At 50.3% G+C, this 25,802-nt stretch carries 22 protein-coding genes and 1 tRNA gene; 16 read left to right on the forward strand and 7 right to left on the reverse strand.

Going from position 1 to position 25,802, the window contains the following annotated elements; translation table 11 throughout:
* Nucleotide 1: 1 nt before the first annotated feature.
* Nucleotides 2-1,279, reverse strand: coding sequence for an ATP-dependent RNA helicase RhlB (gene rhlB / locus JKP77_RS13865; RefSeq protein WP_218311757.1), 1,278 nt, complete (start codon nucleotides 1,277-1,279; stop codon nucleotides 2-4).
* A gap of 100 nt (nucleotides 1,280-1,379) precedes the next feature.
* On the opposite strand from rhlB, the gene trxA (JKP77_RS13870) reads away from it, so the two are divergent.
* The 5 genes from trxA (JKP77_RS13870) to JKP77_RS22685 all read left to right on the forward strand — a co-directional run bounded on the left by trxA (JKP77_RS13870) (nucleotide 1,380) and on the right by JKP77_RS22685 (nucleotide 9,587).
* Nucleotides 1,380-1,706 (forward strand): thioredoxin TrxA, encoded by a 327-nt coding sequence (trxA, locus tag JKP77_RS13870; RefSeq protein WP_218311758.1) that lies wholly within the window; start codon nucleotides 1,380-1,382, stop codon nucleotides 1,704-1,706.
* A 181-nt stretch (nucleotides 1,707-1,887) separates the two neighbouring features.
* Nucleotides 1,888-3,228 carry a prephenate-dependent tRNA uridine(34) hydroxylase TrhP gene (trhP, locus tag JKP77_RS13875; protein WP_218311759.1) on the forward strand — a complete coding sequence of 447 codons (1,341 nt, stop codon included), beginning with the start codon at nucleotides 1,888-1,890 and terminating at the stop codon, nucleotides 3,226-3,228.
* A gap of 196 nt (nucleotides 3,229-3,424) precedes the next feature.
* The gene (gene rho, locus JKP77_RS13880; protein WP_218311760.1) at nucleotides 3,425-4,690 is read left to right on the forward strand and encodes a transcription termination factor Rho; all 1,266 of its coding nucleotides are present in this window, start codon (nucleotides 3,425-3,427) and stop codon (nucleotides 4,688-4,690) included.
* Between the two features lie 784 nt (nucleotides 4,691-5,474).
* Nucleotides 5,475-6,764, forward strand: coding sequence for an amidohydrolase (locus JKP77_RS13885; RefSeq protein WP_218311761.1), 1,290 nt, complete (start codon nucleotides 5,475-5,477; stop codon nucleotides 6,762-6,764).
* Between the two features lie 24 nt (nucleotides 6,765-6,788).
* A complete protein-coding gene (locus JKP77_RS22685; protein ID WP_218311762.1) occupies nucleotides 6,789-9,587 on the forward strand; it encodes an ATP-binding protein in 2,799 nt (932 codons plus the stop codon).
* 43 nt (nucleotides 9,588-9,630) lie between these two features.
* On the opposite strand, the gene JKP77_RS13895 is transcribed toward JKP77_RS22685, so the two are convergent.
* Nucleotides 9,631-10,512: a LysR family transcriptional regulator gene (locus tag JKP77_RS13895; protein WP_218311763.1), complete on the reverse strand. Its 882-nt coding sequence runs from the start codon at nucleotides 10,510-10,512 to the stop codon at nucleotides 9,631-9,633.
* A gap of 237 nt (nucleotides 10,513-10,749) precedes the next feature.
* On the opposite strand from JKP77_RS13895, the gene purE reads away from it, so the two are divergent.
* From purE to sodC, 8 genes are all read left to right on the forward strand, one after another.
* Nucleotides 10,750-11,238, forward strand: a complete 489-nt coding sequence (gene purE / locus JKP77_RS13900) for a 5-(carboxyamino)imidazole ribonucleotide mutase (RefSeq protein ID WP_218311764.1) — start codon at nucleotides 10,750-10,752, stop codon at nucleotides 11,236-11,238.
* Nucleotides 11,238-12,377, forward strand: coding sequence for a 5-(carboxyamino)imidazole ribonucleotide synthase (locus JKP77_RS13905; protein ID WP_218311765.1), 1,140 nt, complete (start codon nucleotides 11,238-11,240; stop codon nucleotides 12,375-12,377). The genes purE and JKP77_RS13905 overlap by 1 nt, the downstream gene beginning before the upstream one ends.
* 93 nt (nucleotides 12,378-12,470) lie before the next feature.
* Nucleotides 12,471-12,546: transfer RNA gene (locus tag JKP77_RS13910), tRNA-Thr, on the forward strand.
* Nucleotides 12,547-12,616: 70 nt separating this feature from the next.
* A complete protein-coding gene (locus JKP77_RS13915; RefSeq protein WP_218311766.1) occupies nucleotides 12,617-13,084 on the forward strand; it encodes a copper chaperone PCu(A)C in 468 nt (155 codons plus the stop codon).
* Between the two features lie 242 nt (nucleotides 13,085-13,326).
* Nucleotides 13,327-13,800, forward strand: coding sequence for a Dps family protein (locus JKP77_RS13920; RefSeq protein ID WP_218311767.1), 474 nt, complete (start codon nucleotides 13,327-13,329; stop codon nucleotides 13,798-13,800).
* 15 nt (nucleotides 13,801-13,815) lie between these two features.
* A complete protein-coding gene (locus tag JKP77_RS13925) occupies nucleotides 13,816-14,919 on the forward strand; it encodes a PQQ-dependent sugar dehydrogenase (protein WP_218311768.1) in 1,104 nt (367 codons plus the stop codon).
* 240 nt (nucleotides 14,920-15,159) lie between these two features.
* A complete protein-coding gene (locus tag JKP77_RS13930; RefSeq protein WP_218311769.1) occupies nucleotides 15,160-17,121 on the forward strand; it encodes a S9 family peptidase in 1,962 nt (653 codons plus the stop codon).
* A gap of 320 nt (nucleotides 17,122-17,441) precedes the next feature.
* Complete coding sequence (sodC, locus tag JKP77_RS13935; protein ID WP_218311770.1) at nucleotides 17,442-17,948, forward strand: superoxide dismutase family protein; 507 nt, start codon at nucleotides 17,442-17,444, stop codon at nucleotides 17,946-17,948.
* Nucleotides 17,949-18,113: 165 nt separating this feature from the next.
* On the opposite strand, the gene JKP77_RS13940 is transcribed toward sodC, so the two are convergent.
* Nucleotides 18,114-20,171: a S9 family peptidase gene (locus JKP77_RS13940; protein WP_218311771.1), complete on the reverse strand. Its 2,058-nt coding sequence runs from the start codon at nucleotides 20,169-20,171 to the stop codon at nucleotides 18,114-18,116.
* A gap of 272 nt (nucleotides 20,172-20,443) precedes the next feature.
* The gene (locus JKP77_RS13945; RefSeq protein WP_420840068.1) at nucleotides 20,444-20,785 is read right to left on the reverse strand and encodes an Mpo1-like protein; all 342 of its coding nucleotides are present in this window, start codon (nucleotides 20,783-20,785) and stop codon (nucleotides 20,444-20,446) included.
* Between the two features lie 211 nt (nucleotides 20,786-20,996).
* Between JKP77_RS13945 and trxA (JKP77_RS13950) the strand changes: the two genes are divergently transcribed.
* The gene (gene trxA, locus JKP77_RS13950; RefSeq protein ID WP_218311772.1) at nucleotides 20,997-21,866 is read left to right on the forward strand and encodes a thioredoxin; all 870 of its coding nucleotides are present in this window, start codon (nucleotides 20,997-20,999) and stop codon (nucleotides 21,864-21,866) included.
* 172 nt (nucleotides 21,867-22,038) lie between these two features.
* On the opposite strand, the gene JKP77_RS13955 is transcribed toward trxA (JKP77_RS13950), so the two are convergent.
* The 3 genes from JKP77_RS13955 to JKP77_RS13965 all read right to left on the reverse strand — a co-directional run bounded on the left by JKP77_RS13955 (nucleotide 22,039) and on the right by JKP77_RS13965 (nucleotide 23,866).
* Nucleotides 22,039-22,470 (reverse strand): hypothetical protein, encoded by a 432-nt coding sequence (locus JKP77_RS13955; protein ID WP_220100167.1) that lies wholly within the window; start codon nucleotides 22,468-22,470, stop codon nucleotides 22,039-22,041.
* A gap of 352 nt (nucleotides 22,471-22,822) precedes the next feature.
* Nucleotides 22,823-23,269, reverse strand: coding sequence for a hypothetical protein (locus JKP77_RS13960; RefSeq protein WP_218311774.1), 447 nt, complete (start codon nucleotides 23,267-23,269; stop codon nucleotides 22,823-22,825).
* A gap of 48 nt (nucleotides 23,270-23,317) precedes the next feature.
* Nucleotides 23,318-23,866 (reverse strand): helix-turn-helix domain-containing protein, encoded by a 549-nt coding sequence (locus tag JKP77_RS13965; RefSeq protein WP_218311775.1) that lies wholly within the window; start codon nucleotides 23,864-23,866, stop codon nucleotides 23,318-23,320.
* A 356-nt stretch (nucleotides 23,867-24,222) separates the two neighbouring features.
* Between JKP77_RS13965 and JKP77_RS13970 the strand changes: the two genes are divergently transcribed.
* Nucleotides 24,223-25,386 (forward strand): aminotransferase class V-fold PLP-dependent enzyme, encoded by a 1,164-nt coding sequence (locus JKP77_RS13970; protein WP_218311776.1) that lies wholly within the window; start codon nucleotides 24,223-24,225, stop codon nucleotides 25,384-25,386.
* A gap of 101 nt (nucleotides 25,387-25,487) precedes the next feature.
* Nucleotides 25,488-25,673, forward strand: a complete 186-nt coding sequence (locus JKP77_RS13975) for a DUF2065 domain-containing protein (RefSeq protein ID WP_218311777.1) — start codon at nucleotides 25,488-25,490, stop codon at nucleotides 25,671-25,673.
* Nucleotides 25,674-25,802: the final 129 nt, after the last annotated feature.

Consider the following 25,802-nt stretch of genomic DNA (forward strand, 5'->3'; position numbering starts at 1 on the left):
ACTAGCTGTTACGGTTATTAGGCTTGCCTCTGCCACGACCACGGCGCTGCGTGTTGCGATTGTTTGGCGTACGGCGTCGACGCTGTCTTGGCGCTTTCACATCATCCAGTAATGCCGATTTATCATAATCGGTTACCGGAATAGGGTGTTGAATATATTTTTCGATGTCCGGCAGATTCAGTGCATACTTTTCACAGGCAAAGCTGATGGCATGTCCGCTTTGTCCGGCACGCCCAGTCCGGCCAATGCGGTGAACGTAGTCTTCCGCGTCATCCGGCAGATCGAAGTTGAACACATGGGTAACCAAATCGATATGAAGTCCGCGGGCTGCTACGTCAGTGGCAACCAGAATGTCCAGTACCCCTTTGGTAAAGTCCTCCAGAATGCCCAGACGCTTCTTCTGCGGTACGTCACCACTTAGCATGCCTACGCGGTGACCATCAGCGGCCAACCAGTCAGTCACGCGTTCACAGCCCGACTTGGTGTTCGCAAAGACAATGGCTTTGTCCGGCCATTCCTCTTCCAGCAGCGTCAGTAACAGCAACATTTTGTCGTCATCTGACGGATAGAACAGTTCTTCCTGCACGCGGCTGGCGGTTTTTTGCTGTGGCTCTACCTGTACGTGAGTCGGGTTATTCATGTGCTCGTAAGCCAGTTCCTGCACGCGGTAGCTTAGTGTGGCAGAAAACAGCATGCTAAGACGCTTCTCGGCAGCTGGCATACGGCGGAAAAGGTAACGAATATCCTTAATAAAGCCCAGATCGAACATGCGATCGGCTTCATCAAGCACGGCTACCTGAATGTTATTTAGCGTGAATACGTTTTGTTTGTAGTAGTCCAGGATGCGACCTGTCGTACCGATAATTATATCCACCCCTTCTTCAAGCACTTCCCGTTGACTTTGGTAGCCTTCGCCCCCATAAATCAACCCAAGCGATATGCCGGTGTGCTTACTAAGTAGTTCAGCGTCGTTGTATATCTGTACCGCAAGTTCGCGGGTAGGTGCCATAATGATGGCACGTGGCCCTTTCGATTTGCTGGTTTCCTCATTATCTGCTTTGCTAAGCAGGTAATGGAATGTGGCAACCAGGAATGCGATGGTTTTGCCGGTCCCGGTTTGTGCCTGGCCCGCAATATCAAGGCCATCCAGCAACGGGGGCAGAGACAACGCCTGAATAGGTGTACAATGAGAGAAATTCGCCGCCTTCAGGGCATCAATGACCTTAGGGTTAATCGGCAAATCAGAAAAGTGAGTATCAGTTAAATGAGTTGTTTGCATAGCTTATAGCTTATCAGTGCTTGCATTAAAAAACAGTTTCTATATAACACTTATGGTAGAGCTGATACAAATCAGCGACAGACCAATCATGGAGAAAAGAATGAGCGACAAAATTATCCAGTTAACTGACGATAAGTTCGAAGCAGATGTTATCAATGCCGACGGTCCTGTGCTGGTTGACTTCTGGGCTGAGTGGTGCGGCCCTTGTAAAATGATCGCACCAATTCTGGAAGAAATTGCGAGCGAATTCGATGGCAAGTTAACAGTTGGTAAGTTGAATGTCGATGAAAATAACGAAACGCCGCCAAAATACGGTATTCGTGGCATTCCTACGCTGTTGCTTTTCAAAGGTGGTAACGTTGCCGCAACCAAAGTTGGCGCTTTATCGAAAACGCAACTGACAGAATTTCTGAACGAAAACCTGTAACGGTTCAGTTCAGAAAAAAAGCCCGGGAATGTCATGTTCGCCGGGCTTTTTTGTGCCTGTTTGATTTACCGCAACAATCGCTAAAGCTCCCCTTCGTATACTTCTGTTTTCCATTGTCAGCGTGTCGTTGGCGCATACCAGAGGCGCCACCATGTTACGCGTAAAAAACTGAAGAAAAGTGATGTCTGATACACCTGAGCTATTGTCCCCTGCCGGTTCGCTTAAAAATATGAATTATGCCCTCGCCTACGGTGCTGATGCGGTTTATGCCGGTCAGCCACGTTATTCGCTACGGGTGCGAAACAACGAGTTTACTCTGCCAAAACTCCACGAGGCCCGCGCGCGCACCCGGTCGCTGGGAAAGCAATTGTATATCGTCAGTAATGTGGCACCGCATAACCGCAAACTAAATACCTATATTGATGATGTCAGGGGAATTGCCGAGGTTAAACCAGATGCCTTAATCATGTCTGACCCTGGCATGATCATGCTGACCCGCGAGCATTTTCCAGATTTACCCATTCATCTTTCTGTACAGGCCAACGCGGTCAACTGGGCGACGGTGAAATTCTGGCAGCAGCAGGGGATTAAGCGAGTCATATTATCCCGCGAGTTAGGACTGGATGAAATTGAAGAAATTCGCCAGCGCTGCCCGGATATCGAGCTGGAAGTGTTCGTGCATGGCGCTTTATGTATGGCGTATTCCGGGCGCTGCCTATTGTCTGGCTATATTAATAAGCGTGATCCAAACCAGGGGGCCTGCACCAATGCCTGTCGGTGGAACTATGAAGTAACGCCTGCGACCGAGGACAGTGTTGGTCAGTATGTGCCCGAGCCCACATTAGGTCAGGGTGCCCCGACCGAACAGGCATTCTTGCTGGCAGATCCAATGCGCCCTGACGAATTAATGTCAGCTGACGAAGACGAGCACGGTACCTACATCATGAATTCCCGGGATTTGCGTGCGGTGCAGCATGTACATCGGCTGGTGGAGATTGGCGTCGATTCTCTAAAAATCGAAGGGCGAACGAAATCGTTTTATTACTGTGCTCGCACCGCGCAGGTCTATCGTCAGGCTATTGATGCGGCGGTGGCGGGGAGGGCGTTTGACCCACAGTGGCTGGCAGAATTATCACATTTGGCCAATCGGGGCTATACTGATGGCTTCCTTAAACGTCATTCTCATGAGGCGTATCAGCAGTATGAGCGGGGTGAGTCAAAAAGTCATTCGCGCCAGCTGGTAGGAGAGGTAACCGGTGAGACGGTCGATGGACGTTGGCTTATCGATGTGAAAAACCGTTTTGTTCTGGGGGATACTGTTGAGCTGATGACGCCATCGGGAAACCTCTGCTTTCAACTCCAGGATTTACGCAATAACAAGAATGAGTTGGTTGAAGTGGCCCCGGGAAGCGGTTACGAGGTAACAATTCCTGCTGTAGAAGGCATGCTACCTGATTTTGCGATCCTAGCTCGGTGCATTGACGCGCCAACGTATGACGTAACATTGGCAACGCCGGTTTAAGCCGGTTGTTTAACTTTTTTTAACATCTTGGGTTAAAAGGCTGGACGTACTCGGGTTATGGTGCTAACGTTCTATCAGCTCTCATCTGAGCAGCGTTCTGCTTAGCCCACATCCGGGCATAATTTAACTCTATTCTAAAGAAAACGTAGTGACTAATAGTCCTGTAAGCGAAGTTCAAGCACAAAGACCCACCAGTATGAATTTAACTGAACTAAAGAACAAACCAATCAGCGAGCTGGTTGGCCTGGCCGAGGAAATGGGCCTGGAAAATATGGCGCGAGCCAGAAAACAAGACATCATTTTCTCTATCCTGAAAGCACACGCAAAAAGCGGTGAAGATATTTTCGGTGATGGCGTCCTGGAAATCCTTCAGGATGGCTTTGGCTTCCTTCGTTCGGCGGATTCGTCTTACTTGGCAGGCCCGGATGATATCTACGTCTCACCCAGCCAGATTCGTCGATTCAATCTGCGCACCGGTGACACGATAAGCGGTAAGATACGACCACCTAAAGACAGTGAACGTTATTTTGCCCTTCTGAAAATCCGCGAAGTCAACTTCGACAAACCAGAAAACTCCCGCACTAAAATCCTTTTTGAAAACCTTACCCCACTGCACGCCGAGTCTCGCTTGCGCATGGAGCGTGGTAATGGTTCGTCGGAAGATATTACGGCGCGCGTGTTGGATTTGGCATCGCCTATCGGTCGCGGTCAGCGTGGTTTGATTGTAGCGCCGCCTAAAGCGGGTAAAACACTGCTTCTGCAAAACATTGCGCAGTCTATTGCTGCCAACCACCCTGAGTGTGAGTTGATGGTATTGCTGATCGATGAACGCCCGGAAGAAGTGACCGAAATGCACCGTCTGGTGCGTGGTGAGGTTGTAGCATCGACTTTCGATGAGCCAGCCAGCCGCCACGTTCAGGTAGCTGAAATGGTTATCGAAAAGGCCAAACGTTTGGTAGAGCACAAGAAAGACGTAGTTATCCTGCTGGATTCCATAACGCGTCTGGCACGTGCATACAACACCGTAATCCCTTCGTCAGGTAAAGTGCTGACAGGTGGTGTGGATGCCAACGCTTTGCATAAACCTAAGCGTTTCTTCGGCGCGGCACGTAACGTGGAAGAAGGCGGCAGCCTGACCATCATCGCCACCGCGCTTATTGATACCGGCTCTAAAATGGATGAAGTTATCTACGAAGAGTTTAAAGGTACCGGTAACATGGAACTGCATCTGAACCGCAAGATTGCGGAAAAGCGTGTTTTCCCTGCAATTGACTTCAACCGTTCCGGTACACGCCGTGAAGAGTTGTTGACCTCTGAGGGCGAGCTGCAGAAAATGTGGATCCTGCGCAAGATTGTGCATGAAATGTCAGAAATTGACGCCATGGAATTCCTTATTAATAAGTTGTCCATGACGAAAACGAACGACGAGTTTTTTGATGCCATGAAGCGTCAGAAAAGCTGACAACAGTTTCAGAAAGACAAAAACGCGCCTCAGAGCGCGTTTTTTTATGACTAACGAAACGCGCCAGGTGAGACTGAACGCGCTGCGTTGATTGTTGATGTTTCATACGGCTGTTCGAAGAAGATGTCCGGGTTTGTATCAATCATCACTTCTCATGGCATACAGCGCGCTTTTGAAAGCGTACAAACATGGCAGCACTCACAGCCGAATCATTTCGCTTTTATGCATTAACACGCAGCCCTCACTTAAAACGCGTTTCGAACTGCTCCGGCTGAGCCGGACTGGCGGGTATCCCTGTCAAAATATGAAGTTCAAACTTCTGTCTAATGTTCAAACACACGCTTTTGCTTTACTGTTCATTTTGGTGTTGCTGTGCTGTTTAGCATGCGTCCGGTGCGTAAACGACGCGGCAGCAATACTGAAGTTTGCAGGTTTTAGGTAGTTTCCCAAACCAATGATGTTGTGCGGTAACCCTTTTCACTATTTCTGGTGGCCGGTAACAGTGAATATTGCGCTTCCCCCTGTAAGAAAGATAGGATTTTCAAATCAGTGTGAGCATGCTCCTCTCACACGTGTCGCTGTGAAAAATGTACTGCAAGGCTTATCAAAATACAGAAAGGGAGCGGCTACGTTCAGAGTCAATCAGCGAGTTCTGAAGTATGCATTTGCAAGGCCAGGATCACAGGGAAGGGCATTAAGCCTGTGCGGCCATAGACTTATTCGCACCTTACCTAGTATGCTGGACTAGTGACCACTACCTAAAATGAAAACAAAGGATGTAACTATGTATAGAAAACTTGCTGCTGCAGCGCTCGGCGTTTTCGCTACTGTCTCCGTCGCCCAAACTGATGTAGAGAAAAAGGTCGAGGCAGTTGAGGCGGATGTCATCAAATGGCGCCACCATTTTCATGAGTTTCCTGAACTATCAAATCGCGAGTTCAATACCGCAAAGTACATCGAAAAATTCCTGCGTTCTCTGGATTTAGACGTCACAACCGGCGTCGCTCGGACTGGCGTTGTGGCGGTGCTCGACAGTGGTAAACCCGGTCCGGTTGTTGCCCTGCGTGCCGATATGGATGGCCTGCCGGTAAAAGAAGAAAGTGATTTGCCGTATCGTTCGACTCAGATGGGCGAGTATAACGGCCAGGAAGTCCCGGTAATGCATGCGTGTGGTCATGACACGCACATGGCCATGCTGATGGGCGCTGCCAAAATTCTGACCGGCATGAAGTCTGAGCTACGCGGCAAAGTGAAGTTTATTTTCCAGCCTGCGGAAGAGGGGGCACCTGCCGGTGAAAAAGGTGGGGCGGAAATCATGGTAAAAGAAGGCGTACTGAAAAATCCTGATGTCGACGTCATTTTTGGCCTGCACATCAGTGCCAATTCCGACGTAGGAACCGTCAGCTATAACGCGGGTGGTACCATGGCGGCCGTAGACCCGTTCAAAATTGTTATCCATGGTAAACAGGCACATGGTGCGTATCCGTGGAAGAGCGTCGATCCTGTAGTCACTGCCGCGCAAATGATCATGAGTTTACAAACTATCGTCAGCCGTGAGCTTAAACTGATTGATGACGCTGCGGTAGTATCGGTAGGCTCCATTCATGGTGGCAACCGCTCTAACATTATTCCTGAAACGGTTGAAATGGTGGGCACCATTCGCACCCTGAATAAAGCGGCCCGCGATCACATTTACGAAACGCTGCCGCGCAAAGTGAAAGGTATCGCTGACAGCATGGGGGCAGAGGCCGAGCTGACACTGCCACTGGATTATTACTATCCGATTACCTACAACGATCCCGAGCTGACCGCGCAGATGTTGCCTACCGTAAAACGAACGGCTGGCGAAGAAAATACCATTCTGACAAAGCCGGTAACCGGCGCAGAAGACTTTTCATTCTTCCAGGAGGAAATTCCGGGCCTGTATATGTGGGTTGGCGGAAAACCTTTAGATGTGCCAGAGGAAGAGTCTCCCGCCCATCATACACCTGAGTTTTATGTAGATGACTCGGGAATGAAACTGGGGGTGGAGCTGCTAACCAACCTGACACTTGACTACATGAAGAACAACTAGTCCCTGTTGTATGAAGAGAGTATCGTGAAACCTCAGCCAATCAGCGGTAAAAACGCGCTCTCTATTCTGTTGCTATGTGTTATCGGTGCCGGTTTGAATATATTGCCGGCACCATTTCAGTCTGAAGGCACAATTGCCTTTGGTTTTGCGCCAGCGGTATATATTGCTCTGGTCTATCCATTTCGGGTTGTTATTCCCTCCCTTACCATCATCAGCCTGCCGGTTTTTCTGACTCAGTCCGCGATAGTGGATATAGCCGGACTGGTGTTATTACCACTGATAATTGCCTTGCTCAGCAACCGCGGTGATACCTTCAGGGTGTTAAAAACAGGGATGTATTACTGGTCTGTGATCCTTATCCCTCCTCTGCTGGTGGAATACTATTTTCGCTTTCCTGCAGAGCCGGTTATCATCATGACCGCCGCTATGGTTACCTGGTTAAGTGGCATATTTTCTCTGTTAGCCGGTCATTTTGTGTATGTCGGCTATAGCCTTTATGGCAGAGCAAAAAGTGACGAGGTCATGCACATCGAGTCGCTGTTTAGCTACTTTTTTGCTGGCACGTTTTTCATGTTATTGCTGCTGGTGATTTATTTTTATGTAGGCGTGTTTCAGTCGCAAACTTCTGACCGCATAACTAACTACATGACGCAGCGAACCATGGTGCTGTCGGAGCAACTGAACAGTTTTCTGACCGTTCATCACAACGCCATCATTAACAGTGCGGCAAATGTGGCCAGCCTGGAGACATTGAGTCAGGAGCAGCGAGATCGTCTCTCGCAACGTCTCCTCGATAACCTTGCGAATACCAATCCCCAGTTTTTGACGTTTCTGATTACCGACAAAACCGGAGAAATCACTCATGCACATCCTGACAACCTGTTGGAAAAGGCACGCGAAACCGGGTTTACCAATGTCTCGGAGCGTAGTTATTTCATTGTGCCAATGAACGCAGGCATGGCGTACAAGTCAGACGCGTTTCGCGGTCGTGGGTTTGGTAATGATCCTATCGTTGCGATGTCGGCACCGATAACCACTGATGAAGGTGAGCATACGGGCATTGTTGAAGGCTCGCTGTCACTGGATACCTTCGTCTCTTTTGACGAACAAAATATGGAAGGCTTCTCACTGCTAATTACCGACACGGCATCGCGTGCCGTGTATGCATCGCCTTCTTTAGGCATCGAGACCTTATCTCTGGTGAATCACAAGGTGTGTGATGGCTGCGAGGGTAAGGTGGTGCTGAATGATGCTTCCTGGCTTACGGAAGTCTCACCCATCACGGATATCGGCTGGCGCGTATACCTTTACTATGATGTTAAGCGTTTTATTAGCGTTACCAGTGAATATCTGCTGCTGGCATTAGTGGTATTGCTGTTGCTCGCATTATTTGGCGTGCTGGTAGGGCAGCTGGTAGCCCGACTGGTTGATAAGCCGATAATCCGGCTTATCCGGCATTTTACGGAGTTTGATCCTACTGCCAAAAGCATGAAGAAAATGACCCGGAACGCCGGCTTGCAGCTTCAGGAAATTTCAGCGCTGAATGAAGAGTTTGAATCGCTGCAACGACGTCTGGTGCAGGCATTTCAGGCCCTCGATGCTTCACGGGAAGAGCAGCATCGCCTGAATATTGAAATGGGCGTGCTGAATGCCTCTCTGGAAGAACGCATCGAAGACAAAACCCGCTCACTCACCATTGCTCTGGATGAAGCCGAAGCAGCCAATGTCGCAAAAACACAGTTTCTGGCCAACATGTCTCATGAAATCAGAACCCCGATGAATGGCATTATTGGCACGTGCGAAAACCTGTTGAGTAAGCCACTGGATAAAGACATCGCACGACGAGTCGGTGTTATTGCGTCGTCGGCAAATAATCTGCTGCATATATTAAACAGCATACTGGACTGGTCTAAAATTGAAGCAGGAAAAATGACGCTGGAACATCAGTCCATGTCGCTGTACTCGGTGGTTGAAGCCTGTTGTCAGCTGCATTCTCAGACGGCTAAACAAAAAGGCGTCGACATCGGACTGCATCTTCATGACAACCTTCCTGCGAGTGTTTATGGGGATGCCGCTAAACTCAGTCAGGTATTGAATAACCTGTTGAGCAACGCGGTCAAATTCACCGAAAATGGCGACGTGGAGGTTACGGCGTCATATGAAAATAACCAGCTGTATTTGTCGGTTACCGACTCTGGCGTGGGGATTTCGCCCGAAAAGCATGAAAGTATCTTCGAACAGTTTGAACAGGCCGATGCGTCCACCACGCGAATTTATGGTGGAACAGGACTTGGTCTGGCGATAACAAAAGGATTGATAACGCTTATGCGAGGCGATATCCAGGTTACCAGCGCCCCGGGGGCGGGTACCACATTTACCGTCACTGTTCCGCTTGAAGAGAGTCTTGATGATGTAGTGCCTGACGAGGAGCATGTATCGCCGTTGCCACCTGATTCCCGCATTCTGCTGGTAGAAGACAACGATATTAATGCCGAAATTGTGATGGAGATGCTGGCCTCTGAAAAGGTCAAGTGTTTGCGCGCGCACAATGGTGAGCAGGCGTTAGAAGCGTTGTCACGCACGCATTTTGATCTGGTACTGATGGATTGTCAGATGCCGGTCATGGATGGGTTTGCGGCCACCGGGGAAATACGCAAGCGAAAGGATGGTGTCGAAACCATTCCGGTTATCGCATTAACCGCTAACGCGTTTTCAGAAGACCAACAGGCATGTCTGGCTGCTGGCATGAACGCACATCTCAGCAAACCAATACGTAAAGCCCGCCTTTTTGCGGTGATGTCACGATATATTCGTACAAACTGAATAAGACGGTCACCTGTAAAACCGCGAGCTGACTACACACGCATCACGCAACAGACGTCGTCAGAGATTCCAGAAAGGCTTTCGATGCCAGACTCATCGGGCGTGACTTGACCGTGACTGCCTGCCAATGCGTTATCAGCGGAAAGTCCACTATGTTCAGTACTTTGAACGTGTCTTTTGGCACCTGCGCAAGTGTATGTTCAGAAACAATTGCCAGGCCGAGTCCGGAAGACACCGCCAGGCGAATAGCCTCATTGCTTTCAATAACCATGACATTATCAAAATGAACCCCGTGCTTATGGCAAAAGTCGTCAATGGCGCGGCGGGTGCCACTTCCGGTTTCTCTGAGCAGGAATTTCTCGTTCTGTAAGGTTTTGAGGTCACAGTTATCAGGCCCGTCATAATCAGGCGGTGCTATAACCTGCAAGCGGTTTTCTTTGAATGGCGTACAGGCTAGTTCTGGATTGCTTGGTGGCAGGCTGAAAATATACAGGTCGTCCTGATTACGCGTCAAACGGTCAACAATCTTTTCCCGGTTACCCACAGTGAAGCGAACATCGATATTGGGGTGAGCTTTACAGAACGGGCTGAGAAGCGGCGGAATAATGTATTTGGCGGTAGTCACAACAGCCAGCTTCAGTGAGCCCACTTCAAGGCCCTGCAAGGCCTGTATCTGACTGTTGAGCGTTTGTTGCGAAGTCAGTACTTCCTGCGCGCAGCGGTAAACCGCTATGCCTGCATCGGTCATGACTGCCTTACCCTGCTGATACTCCAGCAGTGACATGCCCACTATCGAACTCAGTTTTTTCAGCTGCAGAGAAACGGTAGGCTGTGATAAACCTAATTCAACCGACGCCGCAGTAACTGAGCCCGCATCGACGACGTGCTGAAAGACTTCTAACAAGCGAAAAGTGATGTTGTTCATACGGCTTTTTCTTATTTATTTTTGTAAATATAGATAAATACTATTTTATTATATTGCTACGTCAAGTTTATTGCTGAAGCGCTGTAAGCGTAGCGAAGCTATGGGATTTGATGGGAAATTGCGCTACAATCGCCGGCTTTTCCAGAAGGCCGGGCCTGATGCCAAAACCAGATCATCACCACGATCAGAGTCGGGCCAGCCAGGTGAGTCAAACATCTAACCGTTGAGGATTTGTAGATGGCAAAAGTTGCGATTGTAATGGGGTCCACGTCAGACTGGCCTACCATGCAGGAAGCGGCCAAAATGCTTAAGGCATTTGGCGTAGAGTTTGAAGCCAAAGTTGTGTCTGCACACCGTACGCCGAACTTACTTGTCGAGTTCGCCGAGAGCGCAGCAGAAAACGGTTTCAGTGCCATTATTGCAGGCGCAGGTGGCGCCGCGCATCTGCCTGGAATGGTCGCCGCACATACCCATCTGCCTGTGTTTGGTTGCCCGGTGAAATCTCGTGCGCTGAGCGGTCTGGATTCATTGCTGTCTATTGTGCAGATGCCTAAAGGCGTTGCCGTTGGCACACTGGCAATCGGCGAAGCGGGTGCCGCTAATGCCGGACTGCTCGCTGCACAGGTAGTGGCCTTGCACGATGAAAAAGTCCGTGATGCAGTTATCGCATTTCGTCAGTCGCAGACCGATAAGGTGCTTGCCAGCAGCAAGCTGGAGCTCGACTGATGCAGGTCCTCGTTTACGGTGCCGGGCAACTGGCACAAATGATGTATTTAGCAGGATGCCCGCTTGGCATTGATGTTCAGGCGGTAGATGTCAGCAACGACACGGTGGTAAATCCCGTCAATAAACAGCCGTTAGACATCACACTGGCGCACGCGATTGATGCGGCGGACGCGCTTACCGTGGAGTTTGAACACGTTCCGGAGCGCTTGCTGGAAGAGGCGGCGCGCTCAGAAAAATTGATGCCTGGCATTGAATCGGTATTAGTGGGAGCGGACCGGGTCAGAGAAAAGCGCCTGCTGGAATCTGTCGGCGTGCCTAATTGCGCACATCGTATAGTTACCCAACTGGACCAGCTTGATGAGTGTCTGTCATCGCTGGGTGAAAGGCTTATCCTGAAAGCCAGCCGTGATGGATACGATGGTTATGGACAATGGCGCCTTACCGATGCCGCAAAGCTTGATGAGCTGAAACGCAATTTATCTGCACTTGATTTAGAGACAGTGCCGCTTGTGGTAGAGCAAATGCTTAACTTTGACCGCGAACTCTCTGTTATCGGTATTCGCAGTAAGTCAGGTGAAATAAAGGTATATCCGCTGGCTGAAAATCTGCATCATCAGGGGCAGTTGCATGTGTCTGTGGCGCCGGCCACGAAGGTGAGTGAGCAACTTCAGGCCGAAGCGGAAAAGATCTTCACCACGCTGGCGGAAGGCATGGAATACGTTGGCGTGCTTGCTGTTGAGTTATTTCAGTGCGGTGACACCTTACTGGTCAATGAACTGGCACCCCGGGTACACAATTCAGGTCACTGGACCTTAACCGGCAGTGACACCAGTCAGTTTGAAAACCATTTGCGTGCTGTATGCGGCTTGCCTCTGGGAGATACCCGCGCGCGGGGGCCGGCGGCGATGGTCAATATTATTGGCTGCAGCAGCTTCTCCCGTGACCTGCTGAGTATCCCAGGCTGCCATTTGCACTGGTACGGCAAGTCGGTAAGAGAGAAGCGTAAGATGGGCCACATTAACATCACCGCGCAGACTTACGCAGAACTCGGCGATAAGTTGCAGACCCTGTCATCCTACGTACCGGTTGAGTTTTTTCCTAAACTGGGCAACGAGGCGCAGCGTCTTAAACACATTTAATCGCTTGACAACGTGCGGCGGATGACTAAAATACGCATCCGCTGTCACGCAGCCCCCTTCAGGGAATGTCGTATCAGTGTGTCACCTTAGTGTGCCGACTTAGCTCAGTTGGTAGAGCAACTGACTTGTAATCAGTAGGTCGCCAGTTCGATTCCGGCAGTCGGCACCATTTCTATTTCTTCTTTTATCCCGTCAGTGACTACCGTAAGATAACCCTTCGTATCTTTCGGAGTAACCGTATGTCTTTCAGGCAATTATTTTTCACCATACTGGGTTTGTCGTTGTCTTCGCTGACCTATGCTAAGGCTGACGTTATGATAATGGATCCTTACGCCCGGGCTACGTTCCCTATGGCCCAATCAGGTGCTGTTTATCTGACCATCGAGAATACCGGCGAGACGGAACGCACCGTGAGTGCAGTATCGGTAGCCGAAGATATCGCGAGTGAAGCCCAAATTCATACTACAGATATGCGTGGCGATATGATGCAGATGCGTCAGGTCACAGAAGGCATTGTGCTGGCAGCCGGTACCACGATGAGCTTTGAACCTGGCAGCTATCACATTATGCTGATGGGACTGAAGCAGGGTCTTTCAGAGGGTGACACAGTTCCGCTGACCCTGACAATGGCAAATGGCGAGACCATTACGGTAAATGCCGCGGTAAAAGCCATTGATAAAGAAGCAAGCCACCACCATCATCATTAATAGACTGAGAATGTGCGTCAGGTCGTTGAAATGGCGTGACGTTTGTCAGTACAGGCGCTCGCGGGTGAAGACGGTTTGTGCAGAACGAGCCGGACATCTGCCTGTGTCAGGCGCTTAAGCTCTGGTTCAGGGAAGGAATTTGCGGTGAAACTAATCCAAATCCCTGATGCTTTAGTATCAAAAATATAGATTAGATATTTAGTTTTTAATCTGTTCGCAAAAACTTAAAAAAGGAGTAAGCGATGACAAAGATTGATATTGGTATTTCTGAAGGGGACCGCAGTGAAATTGCGGAAGGTCTGAAAAAACTGCTGGCCGATTCCTACACGCTGTATTTGCAAACCCACAATTTTCACTGGAACGTGACAGGCCCTCAATTTCGTGAACTGCACCTGATGTTCGAAGAGCATTACACCGAGTTGGCAGAAGCGGTTGATGAAATCGCAGAGCGTATCCGTACCCTGGGCATTGCTGCGCCGGGCACGTACAAATCGTTTTCACAGCTCAGTTCAATAGAAGAAGTGGAAGGCGTACCGGAAGCAACGGAAATGGTACGACTGCTAACTCACGGACACGAGCAGGTGGTTAAAACCAGTCGTGAGGCGCTGAAGCTGGCACAGGACGCCGATGATGAGTCCACAGCAGCACTGGTTTCCGATCGCATGCGTGTACACGAGAAGACGGCGTGGATGCTTCGTGCGATGCTGCCAAACTAAGAAAGCGAGAAACAAATGGCTAATAAATTAAAGGCTGCGGCAATTGCCGCGGCCTCTTTATTTGTAGGAACTGCAGCGTCTGCTGAGGACATTGAGCTGAACGTTGAGACCCTGGCAGATGGGTTAACCCATCCGTGGGGCATGGCGTTTATGCCGGATGGCAACATTCTGGTCAGTGAGCGGGCTGGCGGACTTCGCGTATATACGCCAGGAGAAGGCCTTGGTGAGCGGCTGAAAAACGTACCTGACGTGGCGGCGGTCAATCAGGGCGGCATGCTGGATGTCGCTGTCGATCCCGATTTTGCTTCCAATAATACGATCTACTTCTGTTACAGCAAACCCGGCGATGGCGGCAGCAGTAGCAGCGTAACAAAAGCCACCCTGAAAGACGGTGAAATAGCGGATGCAAAAACGATTTTCACTGCCGCACCATTGGTGAATAACGGGTTTCATTTCGGTTGTCGCCTGGCTTTTGACAGCGAGGGGTACCTGTTTGTCACGCTGGGCGATCGTTACAAGTACATGGATGAGGCACAAAATACCGATAATCATTTCGGTAAAATAGTGAGGATTCATGCCGATGGCAGTGTGCCGGAATCTAATCCGTTTACTGACGGTGGCGCACCGGAAGTCTATTCTTACGGACACCGTAATGTCCAGGGGATCACCGTGCACCCGCAGACGAAAGCTGTGTGGGCGATGGAGCATGGCCCGAAAGGCGGCGACGAGGTCAACCTGCTGGAAGCCGGAGCCAATTACGGCTGGCCTGAAATTACCTACGGCATCGATTACAACGGCGATATCATTTCTGATAAGACGGAAATGCAAGGTATGAAGCGACCTGTACTTTACTGGGACCCGTCAATCGCACCAAGTGGCATGACCTTCTACTATGGAGAGCCCTTTAAAGCGTGGGAAGGAGACCTGTTAGTCGGGTCGCTGAAATTCACGCATCTGCGACGTGTCGAGATGGAAGGGGATACACCCAAAGATCAGCATGAGTACCTGCGTAACCGCAGCGAGCGGATCCGCGATGTGGAAGTTGGACCGGATGGGTTTATTTACCTGCTGACAGACGCCCCGAACGGCAAGCTGTTAAAGGTATCTCCTGCAAATTAATATTCTGACAGCAGGATCAGAGATAACGGGAAACGCGGCCATGGTGCCGCGTTTTTTGTGTTTGTCGGGAAAACCGGTAGAGTAGCGGTAAGTGAGAAAAAGCGCAGACTTCTGTGTCTGTGTACTACGCTATGACTGCTGCTGAGAAACGGTTCGCAGCGACGTATTTTCGCCACAATATTGCTGTTGTCTCGGGAGGCCCCGAAGAGCAGAGAACGACAACGACAGAGGAAAGAAACCATGAAAATAGCCTGGCTATTTGTTGCTGGATTAACGGTAAGCCACATCGGTATGGCACAGGAAGATCCCGCCTACACCGAACGCACCGCGAACAATGGGCAACTGGTAATGCAGGATGTGCCGGAAATTCCGGCGCAGGTGGAAGCAGCCTTAAATCAGTATCAGAACGTGCGTTCAGCGCCCTTTCGTAGCTTTACCAACGATGGAACTTCGGTGTATATCTCCACTCGCTTTGGCGACGTGTCGCAACTGCACCGGGTGGACAGCCCTGGAGGCGCCCGCCAGCAACTGACATTTTTTCCGGAGCCGGTAGGCAGTGTGGCCAGACAGCCAGGCAGCAATAATCTGGCTTTCACCATGGACTCCGGCGGCAATGAGTACGCCCAGATTTTTTTGCTGGACCCGACAACAGGCAAGCACCGTATGCTGACGGACGGCGAGTCCAGAAACGGAGCAATGGTATGGAGTCAGGATGGTAACTGGCTGGCTTTCCAGAGCACGCGGCGCAACGGTGCGAGCAATGATATCTGGATGCTGAACCCGGACAAGCCTGATGAAGCGACCATGGTTCTGGCTTCCGAAGATGGCAGTTGGTGGGGGCCATCAGATTTCAGCAAAGACAACCGTCAGCTACTGGTGCAGCAATACATCAGCGCCAGTGACTCGCGGGTGTACATTCAGCAAACAGACAGCGAAGAGAAAACCCTGATTGCCGGTGGTCAGGATAATCTCTCTGTAAACTTCGCGCTAGGGTTTGATAAAAGCGGCAACGGTGTGTTTCTGGTGACAAATCAGAAAAGTGAGTTCCGACAGCTCGCACATCTGGACACTAAGAGCGGAGAGCTCAGCGTCATCACTGCAGATATTCCCTGGAATGTCAGTGACTTTACCCTCAGTGACAATGGTGAACGCGCAGCGTTTACGGTAAATCAGGATGGGCGCGATTCACTCTATCTGATGGATACCAAAACGCTGGAATACACTGCTGTGCAAGATTTGCCAATGGGTCTGATTGGCGGGCTTGAAATCGGGCCGCAAAACAGCAAGCTGGCGCTCACACTTAATACCTCGAAAACGCCCAGCGATACGTTTGTTTTAAACCTGAAGCCGAAAGCAACGCAATATGGTGAATTGACACGCTGGACCTTCAGTGAAGTTGGCGGGCTGGATACCGAATCCTTTGTTGAGCCGGACCTGATCCGTTATGAAAGCTTTGACGGACGACAGATCCCGGCCTTTGTTTATAAGCCGAAATCGGCGCAACCAAGTCCGGTTGTGGTGTATATTCATGGCGGCCCGGAGGGGCAGTTTCGTCCTTCTTTTGCCAGCACATTTCAGTTGTGGGCTAAAGAGTTAGGGATCGCAGTTATTGCCCCTAATGTTCGCGGCTCGTCAGGCTATGGCAAAGAGTATATTAATCTGGATAACGGTTTTCAGCGCGAAGACAGCGTGAAAGATATCGGCGCGCTGCTTGACTGGATCGCCACGCAGCCTGACCTGGATGCCTCCCGGGTAGCGGTTTACGGTGGCAGCTACGGCGGCTACATGGTGCTGGCCAGTGCGGTACATTACAGTGACCGGCTTAAAGCGGCTGTGGACATTGTCGGGATCTCAAATTTTGTTACCTTCCTGCAAAATACCAAAGATTACCGCAGGGATTTGCGTCGGGTTGAATATGGTGACGAGCGGGACGAAGACATGCGCGCGTTTCTTGAGCGCATTAGTCCGAGTAACAATGTCGAGAAAATAAAGGTGCCGATGTTTGTTATTCAGGGTGAAAACGACCCACGGGTGCCGGTTACCGAGGCAGTACAAATTGTAGAAGCGCTGCGCGCGGCAGACAAAGAGGTGTGGTACATGAATGCCCTCAATGAAGGTCACGGTTATCGCAAAAAGGAAAACCGGGATATTCAGCGTCAGGCCGTTTATATGTTCCTGGAAGAACATCTTACCCAGCGTTGATGCTATTCGCAGGAAAGTAGCAACGTAGGGATTCTGGCAATTCAGATTGACCAGTATGCCAACACGTAACGTGGTGAAAAGGCCGGGCAAGTTGCCGGCCTTTTTTGACATCAATATCTATCGCATTATCAACTGTTGATTATCAGATGACGGTGTTTCACTCCCGCTAACAGGGCAACGCCCGCTTTCTTTTCTGATGTTTACCGCGATGGTATTCCAACGTGCTGCGAACACGTTGCACACATTAAATCTGCAGGACGTGGTGATCCCGACATCATTTGCAAACCTAAGCAATAGTAAATTCACCACAAGGAACGACTATGAAAAAGCAATTAATTGCACTACTGCTAAGCGTTTCCAGTGCATCAGCACTGGCCACCACGATTGATATGACGGACGCGAGTACCGGCGAAGCGATGGGAACCGTCGTGGTAAGTGAGTCCGATTATGGCCTGGTATTTACCCCGGCGCTGACCGGTCTCAAACCGGGCGGGCATGGTTTTCACGTACACGAAAACCCGTCGTGTGAAAGCAGCATGAAAGAAGGGAAAAGCGTACCGGCAGGTGCTGCCGGCAGTCATTACGACCCGAAGCAGACCGGCAACCACGGCTATCCGTGGGATGATGATGCGCACATGGGCGACCTGCCACTACTTTATGTGAGTAAACAGGGGGATGCGACACACCCGGTTCTTGCTCCCCGTCTGAGTATGAACGATATACAGGGGCGAGCCCTGATGGTCCATGAAGGCGGTGACAATTATTCCGATACGCCGAAGAAGCTCGGTGGCGGCGGGCCGCGCGTGTTGTGCGGTATTATCCGCTGATCCCATGCTGGCCCACCGTCTGACAGTAACCATAACGCAGCTGCACTGCCTTCATCGCGGTGCCATAGCCAGATGAGCTAAGTTAGCTGGACGCTTATAAAAAATGCCGGGTAAATCCCGGCATTTTTGTAAGCTTCGCTCGCACGATAGTGTGCGTTATCCGTGCTACTTATCCTGTGTGGTTTTGTAGCGCTCAAACCAGGCCAGAATGTTACCCACTTTCTGGATCAGTCGTGAAGGTCTGGACGCAATACCGTGTGAGGCTCCGGGAATGCGAACCATGGCAGCATCAACGCCCTGTAGTCGCAGCGCCTGATAAAACTGTTCAGATTCGCTGATGGGGGTGCGGTAATCCGACTCACCCGTCAACAGCATAGTAGGGGTCTTCACGTTGCCCACCAGTGACAGCGGGCTGCGGTCCCACAACTTATCCGCGACTTCCCATGGCATGGCTTCCATCCAGTACTGACTAAAGTAAGGATACGCATCTGCTGTCAGCGCGAAACTCACCCAGTTGATAACGGGCTTAGCAACCACCGCTGCGGCGAACCGGTCTGTTTTGCCCACTGACCATGCCGTCAGAACGCCCCCACCAGAACCACCGGTGATGAACAGGTTGTTAGTATCGACATAGCCTTTGGCAACTACCGCATCTACCACGTCCATCAGGTCGTTATAATCTTCAGACGGGTAGTTATGGTGGATCAGATTGCCGAAGTCCTCTCCGTAAGAGGAGCTACCGCGAGGATTTGACCAGACAACCACGTAACCTTTAGCGGCCATGAGCTGCACTTCCATAGAGAAATGTGGCCCATAGGCAGCGTGAGGGCCACCGTGGATTTCAAGGATCATCGGATAGCGCTTGCTGCTGTCAAAGTCAGGCGGCAAGGCAATCCAGGCATCAATGTTCCTCTCATCCACACTCGACGTGACGTTAATCGTTTCAACCTGCGCCAGCTTCAGGTGACCCAGCGCGTCGGAATTCAGGTCCGTTAGTGTAGTGGTTTTGCCGCGGCGGGTATGTAAGGCCAGATCTGCAGGGGTTGTCATCGTCGCTGTGGTAAACGCGATATCACCCTTTTTACTCAGTGCGAATTCTCCGGATGTGTAAGGACGCCCCATTGACTGACCGCCAATGGTGATATCCAGTTTATCGATGTCGCCGTCCAGCTCTACGCGGGCAAGGCGATTGTTGCCTTCATCCAGATACGAGAATACCAGGCTGTCGCTGTCATCCGCCCAGACAAAGCCACCGATATTGCGATCCAGCGCCGAGGTTAACCGACGGGTTTTACCTGATTCTGTATGCATTATCATAATATCGCCGGTCTGGTAGGACAGTTTGCGATCGTTAAGCTGCACGAATGCCAGCCATTTGCCATCAGGGCTAAGCGAAGGCGCATACTCAGGCCCGGCAATATCAGTGATTTGTTCAACCGCGGCTGACTGTGTATTTACACGGAAAATATCGCCTCCCAGAGGACGCAGCGCATAGTCTTCTTCGCGATCCGCGGCAAAGTAAATCCACTGATCATCCTTGCTGAAGGAAAGGCTTCCGCCATTAGGGAAATTGCCGGTGGTCAGCTGTCGCGGCGTACCGCCACTGACGGGTAAAATATAGATTTGCTGATGGCCCTCAGGTAAATAACCTGCTCCATCTGAACGGTACTGTGTTTTTTCGATAAGTTTTGCTGGCTCAGCCCAGCTGGCACCATTTGGCTTTTGCGGCATGTCCTTAAACAAAGGCGGCTGACTGGCAGGAGTAAACAGGGTGAACGCAATATGGCGTCCATCGTGAGACCAGGTCAGGCTGCCCGGAGAATGAGTCAGGTTGGTGAGTCTGGCTGACTGGCCAGAGTCCATGTAGCGCACATACAGCTGCGCGGAACCCCCTTCGTCTGAAATATAAGCCAGTTTACTGCCATCGTCGGAAAGCACCGCCTGCCGGATATTGGCATTATTTGCCAGCAACGGACGGTGAGACTGGGTTTTCAAATCTACCTGCCACAAAGAGGAATGAGTACGGTCCTGCATAATATCCATGCTACGGCGCTCATAAACCACCGTACCGCCATCCGACAGGAAGAACGGCGAGGCGGGGTACTCAAGATTAAATGTATCCTGATAAGACAGCGTATCCGGAAGTGATGATGAGTCCGCACTGGCTGCGGTTGCGCCAGTAAACAGCGCAAGCGCCAGAGAGACCTTTCTTATTGCTAGCATGTGCTTCCCTTTTTAATTATTAATTCTTCGCTACCGTTTCGCACTGCAATTTCGCTCACGTAACTTGGGGTCACATTGCCCTGTGCGCGCAATGCGAGCCCCATCTTATTCAGGCAGTCAGAAGTCGTCTTATTGACACACCCTATGACTGGTTATTGTGGGCACGCAACTGTGCGAATTCGTATCCGGCTATTTACGACCACTGAGTTCGTGCCGATCACGCTGAATTCCGTGTACGTAACAAATGAGATAGTGGTAAACCCTGGCCGCCGTTATCTCAGCGAGACTTTTCCTGTAAGGATATCCTTAAACATGACCCAGTCGCCCATCAGACTATACAGCGGATAACTGAAGGTAGCGGGCTTATTCTTTTCAAAGAAAAAATGACCGACCCAGGCAAAACCGTAACCAATAACCGGTAGCAGCCATAACAGCATCCACATTTGTGTGATGACGGCAATCCCAATTACGGCAAGTACCAGCCAGGAGCCGACAAAGTGCAGCAGGCGACAGGTGGGATGCGAGTGCTCTTGCAGGTAATACGGATAAAAATCAGCAAAACGGGTAAAGGGCTCGTGGTGTTTCTGAACCTGATTGTCGGGTGTGCTCATCATCCTCTCCGTGCAGTTATCAATGTAAACTGGACTGGTATTCGTCAACGTAGCTGCGACAGGATCCAGCTCGCATCACATTAACACTATTTTAACGTAGCGCCAATTTGCCACAGTTTACGACAGGCGTGAACCTGTGATACTCATAGCATCACCTTGTAATATTCCCTAACCGCCCCATATAACCCACAACGCAGATTAACAGGCAAAAACTATGGATAATTTAGTCGCAAATAACACCGCAACGGTGGTGGATATCACCGTCGAAAATTTCCAGCAAGTGATCTTGCAGGACTCTCAGGAAAAGCTGGTGATGGTCGATTTCTGGGCTGACTGGTGCGAGCCATGCAAAGATTTGATGCCAATACTGGAGAAGCTGGCGGGCGAGTACAGTGAACATATGATCCTGGCGAAAGTCGATTGCGATGCGCAACAGGAAGTCGCAGGGCAATTTGGTATAAGAAGTCTGCCTACCGTCATGTTGGTAAAAGACGGACAGCCTGTTGATGGTTTCGCCGGGGTGCAGCCGGAAGCGCAAATTCGTGAAATGCTGGCAAAATATTTACCAAATCCTGAAGATGATGCGTTGCAGGAAGCTGCCCAGCTGGCTGCTGCCGGGGATTATCAGGCTGCGTTTCCTATCGTAAAGCAAGCGTTCGATATTAATCCGGACAATATCGATGCGAAATACCTGTATATCGATTGCTTAATTGAAACCGGCTCGGTTTCTCAGGCGAAAGAACAGCTGGCGACCATAAAAATGGTCGATCAGGACGGACGCTATCAGGCACTTAACGGCAAGATTGAGTTGGCCGAACAGGCAGCAGAAACCCCTGAAATCAAGCAACTGCAAGAGGCTGTGGCTAACGAGCCGGATAATTTGCAGTACAAAGTCGATCTTGCCGTGCAGTTACAACAGGCACACAAGGCGGATGAAGCGCTGGAGTTACTTTACACTGTGCTGAAAAAGGATCTGGGTTTTGGTGACGCGCGCAAGCTGATGCTGGATATGGTCAATGCCCTTGCCGATGGCGATCCGCTGAAATCTGAGTACCGCAGAAAGGTTTACGGCTTACTTTATTAAGCAGGAAAAATGGCTGGTCGAGATATGCAGGCCAGCCTCTTTGCCTGATGCGGACTCTGCCAGAGTTCGCGATGTACTTTACGTCCCTTTCAAACGTTCCGGATACCTAGTCGGCTTGCGCTTCCTGCGCAGTTCCTGCAACCAGAATCATTATGGCGGGTATTTTCCTCACTCATGGTTTTGGAAAGGGTGAGTAGCCTTCCTTATGCAGCCAGTTCAGGGCGTCAAAGTACGTGGTAAAATACTCACGCTGATAATCGTATTTTGCCAGCTCACTGTTTTCTGCAGGATGAGTGCGTTCCAATTGCGCTTTTTTTACCATGCCGGCGTCCAGCACATAAGCAGAGCGTTTCAGTCCGTTGCTAATGTTGCTTTTGATGGTTTCAGACAGACACTTCTGGCAGTCAGGTGTGGACAACACCCACCTCCGGCCGTCCATGAGAGCAGCCCAGGGCGTGTTATCAATGCGGTGCACCAGCTCTTGCATATCAAGCGCCATCGCCTCTGCAGTATTCAGATTCCAGGCACCAGTCGCAAACACTTCCATGACATTGCCGGAAAAATCCAGAGCATAATGCCCGTATTTGGGGAATTTCACCTGCATCTCCTTGATACTTATTTGACTGGAATTTTCGCAAGTCAGTCTGACGGCTTACAGGGTAACGAGTACTTTGTCATTGTGTGACTTAACCCGTTAGGCCTGCAAAAGGCGGTCTCGACTATCCACTTGGCTGTAAGCCTGAGAGGCCATAGACTTAGTCGCACCTTCCCAACCCTTTACGTGAGTAAACATCAGTCAAAGAAGTATTTTTCAGGTGTCTTATTGTATATAGCAAATAAATCGGCACCAGGTCAGGTTAAATCCACTGGTCGTAGTTGTTTGTTGTAACGGAGAATGTGCGGGAAAGCAGCAAGTGGGATGTCTCACTTACTGCTCATGAGGACAAGGTGCCGGGTTACCCGTTGACCGCGTTGGGTGAGGCGGACAGGGCTGGAGCAAAGCGGTGGGCCAGCCAGGCGCCTAACAGGCATAGCGGGAAGGGCATAAGAACCTTTGCAGCTTGTTGTATCAGCGTGTGCTCGGGATGCAGCGCAATACTTATTGCGCCATACAGGACCAACATAGCAGCAAAGTATATTGCCGGTCGGTAGCCGCCCACTGTCCTTTTCAAACTGAGTATAAATGCGCAGACAACAGCACTGACGATGCCAATAATAGCCGAGCCTGTTTTAATAAATGGTGCGGTTTCCGCCATCAGCATCAGTTGCTCAGTCGTTAGCGTGGACGTATCGACGCCACGTTGCCAAATGCCTGTCAGCACAATGCTGCAAACAACTGATAATGCCACATACAGTAAAAACGTCAGGCCCGAAGCCTTTATCAATGAAGTGTTAGTAGTCATCTTTGTTCCTTTATTTAAGGGGAGTCTGTATTGCCCGCTAGACGAGGGTTATAAAGATGAGCCGGAGGCATGCTGCTTTTTCAACGTTCTGTCTTTGAAAAAGAAGATCCCCGCAGAAACAATTAGCACTATCGACAAGCTGTTTTTTAGCATTTGGAACGTATCTTCAGAGATGCGACCTTCATCAAATGCAGTAAAAATACCGTAAAACCCAAATAGGTGACTGGCAAAAACGATGGCGAATCTGATATACAACTTTCGTAACGCTCGTGCCGGGGCAGAACCGGAAACCGGTGATGACGGCGTGTCAAAAACGGTTTGCGTTGCAGGTGCTGCCGACGTGTCCTCTGCTGACGTGTTGTCGTAGTGTTTACTGTCCGTGGAAGCGTCAGGCGCTGAACTTTTTAACAGAGTGTGTGCAGGTACATCAAACGTCGCTGCCAGGCACTTTACGCTCTCTTGCGAGGCGACAGATTTGGCTTCAATTCGTTGCACAGTGCGTAAACTTAATGCTGAGAGATCTGCCAGTTGTTGCTGAGACCAGCAGCGGCTTTCTCTAAGCTGTTTTATTTTTTCAGCGTCTATATTCACTAACACGGAGGAGTTCCTCGTTGGCTCAGTTTTACCCTAACCGAAGACTCCACTTTCCTATACGTCATGACTACGTAAGCATTACGTTACCAATACGACACCCCGTGTCAAAGTATTATTTTTAAAGGATTTTATGTTTGCTGAGTTATTCACTTAAAGGAGCATTCTGTTTACGTATGTGTCACGATTAGTCGCCCGGTTAATGACCGGCAACGAACGAGGATCTGCAATAGCGCGCTTCTGGTGTAAACTCTGCTGACCAGATCCAGTGCCTGTAGCGATATAATCCGTCAAAGGAAACTACAGAGCCTGGCATTTTTTGCTAAAGTCCTCCTGTCTTGCCGTCATAGGATACATCGTACATGTTCAAGCAGTACTATCAGCGCTTTTTAAAAGAAAATGGCGCGAAACAGCATTTTTCGCCACACAGCCATTATTTCTGGCCAGATGTTACCCGCGATGCCATGTTGCAATACTGGGATGACAGCGCACGCTGGGTCGATGATAAATGGGGGCACTTTTTTGAAACCTGTGTACCGCAGTTACAACAACACATCAGTAGCTTGTTGAATACCACATGCCCAGAGCAAATCGTGTTCGCTTCCAACACCCACGAATTACTCTTTCGTATTCTCAGTTGCAAGGACTGGCGTCGTTCGCTGCGGATGCTTTCCACAGACAGTGAATTTCATAGTTTTTTCCGTCAGGCAAATCGTCTTGCTGAGCTGGATAATGTGACTGTGGATACTGTGGCTGCGCAGCCTTTCGCTTCTTTTACCGATCGCTTCATTGCGGCAATTGACGACGGACAGTATGACGTGGTTTTTCTCAGCCATGTCTTTTTCAATTCCGGGTTTGTCGTCAAGGACATCAACCGCATTGTTGAAGCCGTTGCCGACAGCGACACCATTGTGATTATTGACGGTTATCATCACTTTATGGCCAAGCCTCTGGATATTCGCGAGCTTGAGTCACGGATTTTCTATCTCGCTGGCGGCTATAAGTACGCGCAGGGCGGAGAAGGTGTGTGTTTTGCACATGTGCCGCGCGGCTGCAAACTAAGACCACTGTATACCGGCTGGTTTGCAGAATTTGGGGCGCTGGATAAGCCTCGTGCCGGAGAAGTACAGTACAGCGAGGATGGGATGCGCTTTGCTGGAGCCACCATGGACTTTTCCGCACTGTATCGGTTGCGGGCGGTGATGGACTTATTCGCGGACGAAGGGATTACGATAGCCGCGGTGGATGCGCATGTCATGGCCGTACAGGACGCGTTTCTGGATCAGCTGGATGAACTTTCGCATCCGCTCATAAACAGGCAGCAACTGCTGGTGACAGATCCTGCCCGGCGCGGCCACTTTCTCACGTTTGAGCTACCTGATGCAGATACCACTTCCCGCATTGCCTCACAGCTGAAAACACACAATATTCTTACAGACTATCGCGGTAATCGCCTGCGGTTTGGGTTTGCGATGTATCATGACCCGGACAGCATCGACATCAGTGCGCTGGCGCAGTGCCGCTAATGGCCAGGCGTGCAGTCACACGATGCATTAAATGTGGCTGCAAGGTACTAGACAACAGGCAAATAACTGACATCCACAGTCAGGCAAGGTAAGGAGTAGATATGGACTGGCTATGGCAGGCATTGGCTATCGTATTAATTATTGAAGGGATCGGGCCACTGCTGTTTCCGCAGCGCTGGCGCCTGTATCTGCTTCAAATTAGTCAGCAACCGACCAATCACCTTCGACAGATTGGTGGTGTACTGGTCGTAGTAGGTATCGTGAGTCTGTTTTATCTTGTTCGCTGATAAGATCCCCCCCGGCTATCTGACGAGGTGTGCCCATGCACGTCCCGATTAGCTGGCGAACAGACAGAAGCTATTGTGGCATCAGACAAGTATCGTTGGTATCTGGTTGATCAGTAAATTTTTCTGGCA

Source organism: Alteromonas antoniana, assembly GCF_019249295.1.
GTDB classification, from domain to species: Bacteria; Pseudomonadota; Gammaproteobacteria; order Enterobacterales; family Alteromonadaceae; genus Alteromonas; species Alteromonas antoniana.

What these genes read in the sequence shown, in the direction of transcription:
- rhlB (WP_218311757.1), bottom strand. Translation starts at nt 1,279, where the DNA reads ATGCAAACAACTCATTTAACTGATACTCACTTTTCTGATTTGCCGATT.
- trxA (WP_218311758.1), top strand. Translation starts at nt 1,380, where the DNA reads ATGAGCGACAAAATTATCCAGTTAACTGACGATAAGTTCGAAGCAGAT.
- trhP (WP_218311759.1), top strand. Translation starts at nt 1,888, where the DNA reads ATGTCTGATACACCTGAGCTATTGTCCCCTGCCGGTTCGCTTAAAAAT.
- rho (WP_218311760.1), top strand. Translation starts at nt 3,425, where the DNA reads ATGAATTTAACTGAACTAAAGAACAAACCAATCAGCGAGCTGGTTGGC.
- JKP77_RS13885 (WP_218311761.1), top strand. Translation starts at nt 5,475, where the DNA reads ATGTATAGAAAACTTGCTGCTGCAGCGCTCGGCGTTTTCGCTACTGTC.
- JKP77_RS13895 (WP_218311763.1), bottom strand. Translation starts at nt 10,512, where the DNA reads ATGAACAACATCACTTTTCGCTTGTTAGAAGTCTTTCAGCACGTCGTC.
- purE (WP_218311764.1), top strand. Translation starts at nt 10,750, where the DNA reads ATGGCAAAAGTTGCGATTGTAATGGGGTCCACGTCAGACTGGCCTACC.
- JKP77_RS13905 (WP_218311765.1), top strand. Translation starts at nt 11,238, where the DNA reads ATGCAGGTCCTCGTTTACGGTGCCGGGCAACTGGCACAAATGATGTAT.
- JKP77_RS13915 (WP_218311766.1), top strand. Translation starts at nt 12,617, where the DNA reads ATGTCTTTCAGGCAATTATTTTTCACCATACTGGGTTTGTCGTTGTCT.
- JKP77_RS13920 (WP_218311767.1), top strand. Translation starts at nt 13,327, where the DNA reads ATGACAAAGATTGATATTGGTATTTCTGAAGGGGACCGCAGTGAAATT.
- JKP77_RS13925 (WP_218311768.1), top strand. Translation starts at nt 13,816, where the DNA reads ATGGCTAATAAATTAAAGGCTGCGGCAATTGCCGCGGCCTCTTTATTT.
- JKP77_RS13930 (WP_218311769.1), top strand. Translation starts at nt 15,160, where the DNA reads ATGAAAATAGCCTGGCTATTTGTTGCTGGATTAACGGTAAGCCACATC.
- sodC (WP_218311770.1), top strand. Translation starts at nt 17,442, where the DNA reads ATGAAAAAGCAATTAATTGCACTACTGCTAAGCGTTTCCAGTGCATCA.
- JKP77_RS13940 (WP_218311771.1), bottom strand. Translation starts at nt 20,171, where the DNA reads ATGCTAGCAATAAGAAAGGTCTCTCTGGCGCTTGCGCTGTTTACTGGC.
- JKP77_RS13945 (WP_420840068.1), bottom strand. Translation starts at nt 20,785, where the DNA reads ATGATGAGCACACCCGACAATCAGGTTCAGAAACACCACGAGCCCTTT.
- trxA (WP_218311772.1), top strand. Translation starts at nt 20,997, where the DNA reads ATGGATAATTTAGTCGCAAATAACACCGCAACGGTGGTGGATATCACC.
- JKP77_RS13955 (WP_220100167.1), bottom strand. Translation starts at nt 22,470, where the DNA reads ATGCAGGTGAAATTCCCCAAATACGGGCATTATGCTCTGGATTTTTCC.
- JKP77_RS13960 (WP_218311774.1), bottom strand. Translation starts at nt 23,269, where the DNA reads ATGACTACTAACACTTCATTGATAAAGGCTTCGGGCCTGACGTTTTTA.
- JKP77_RS13970 (WP_218311776.1), top strand. Translation starts at nt 24,223, where the DNA reads ATGTTCAAGCAGTACTATCAGCGCTTTTTAAAAGAAAATGGCGCGAAA.
- JKP77_RS13975 (WP_218311777.1), top strand. Translation starts at nt 25,488, where the DNA reads ATGGACTGGCTATGGCAGGCATTGGCTATCGTATTAATTATTGAAGGG.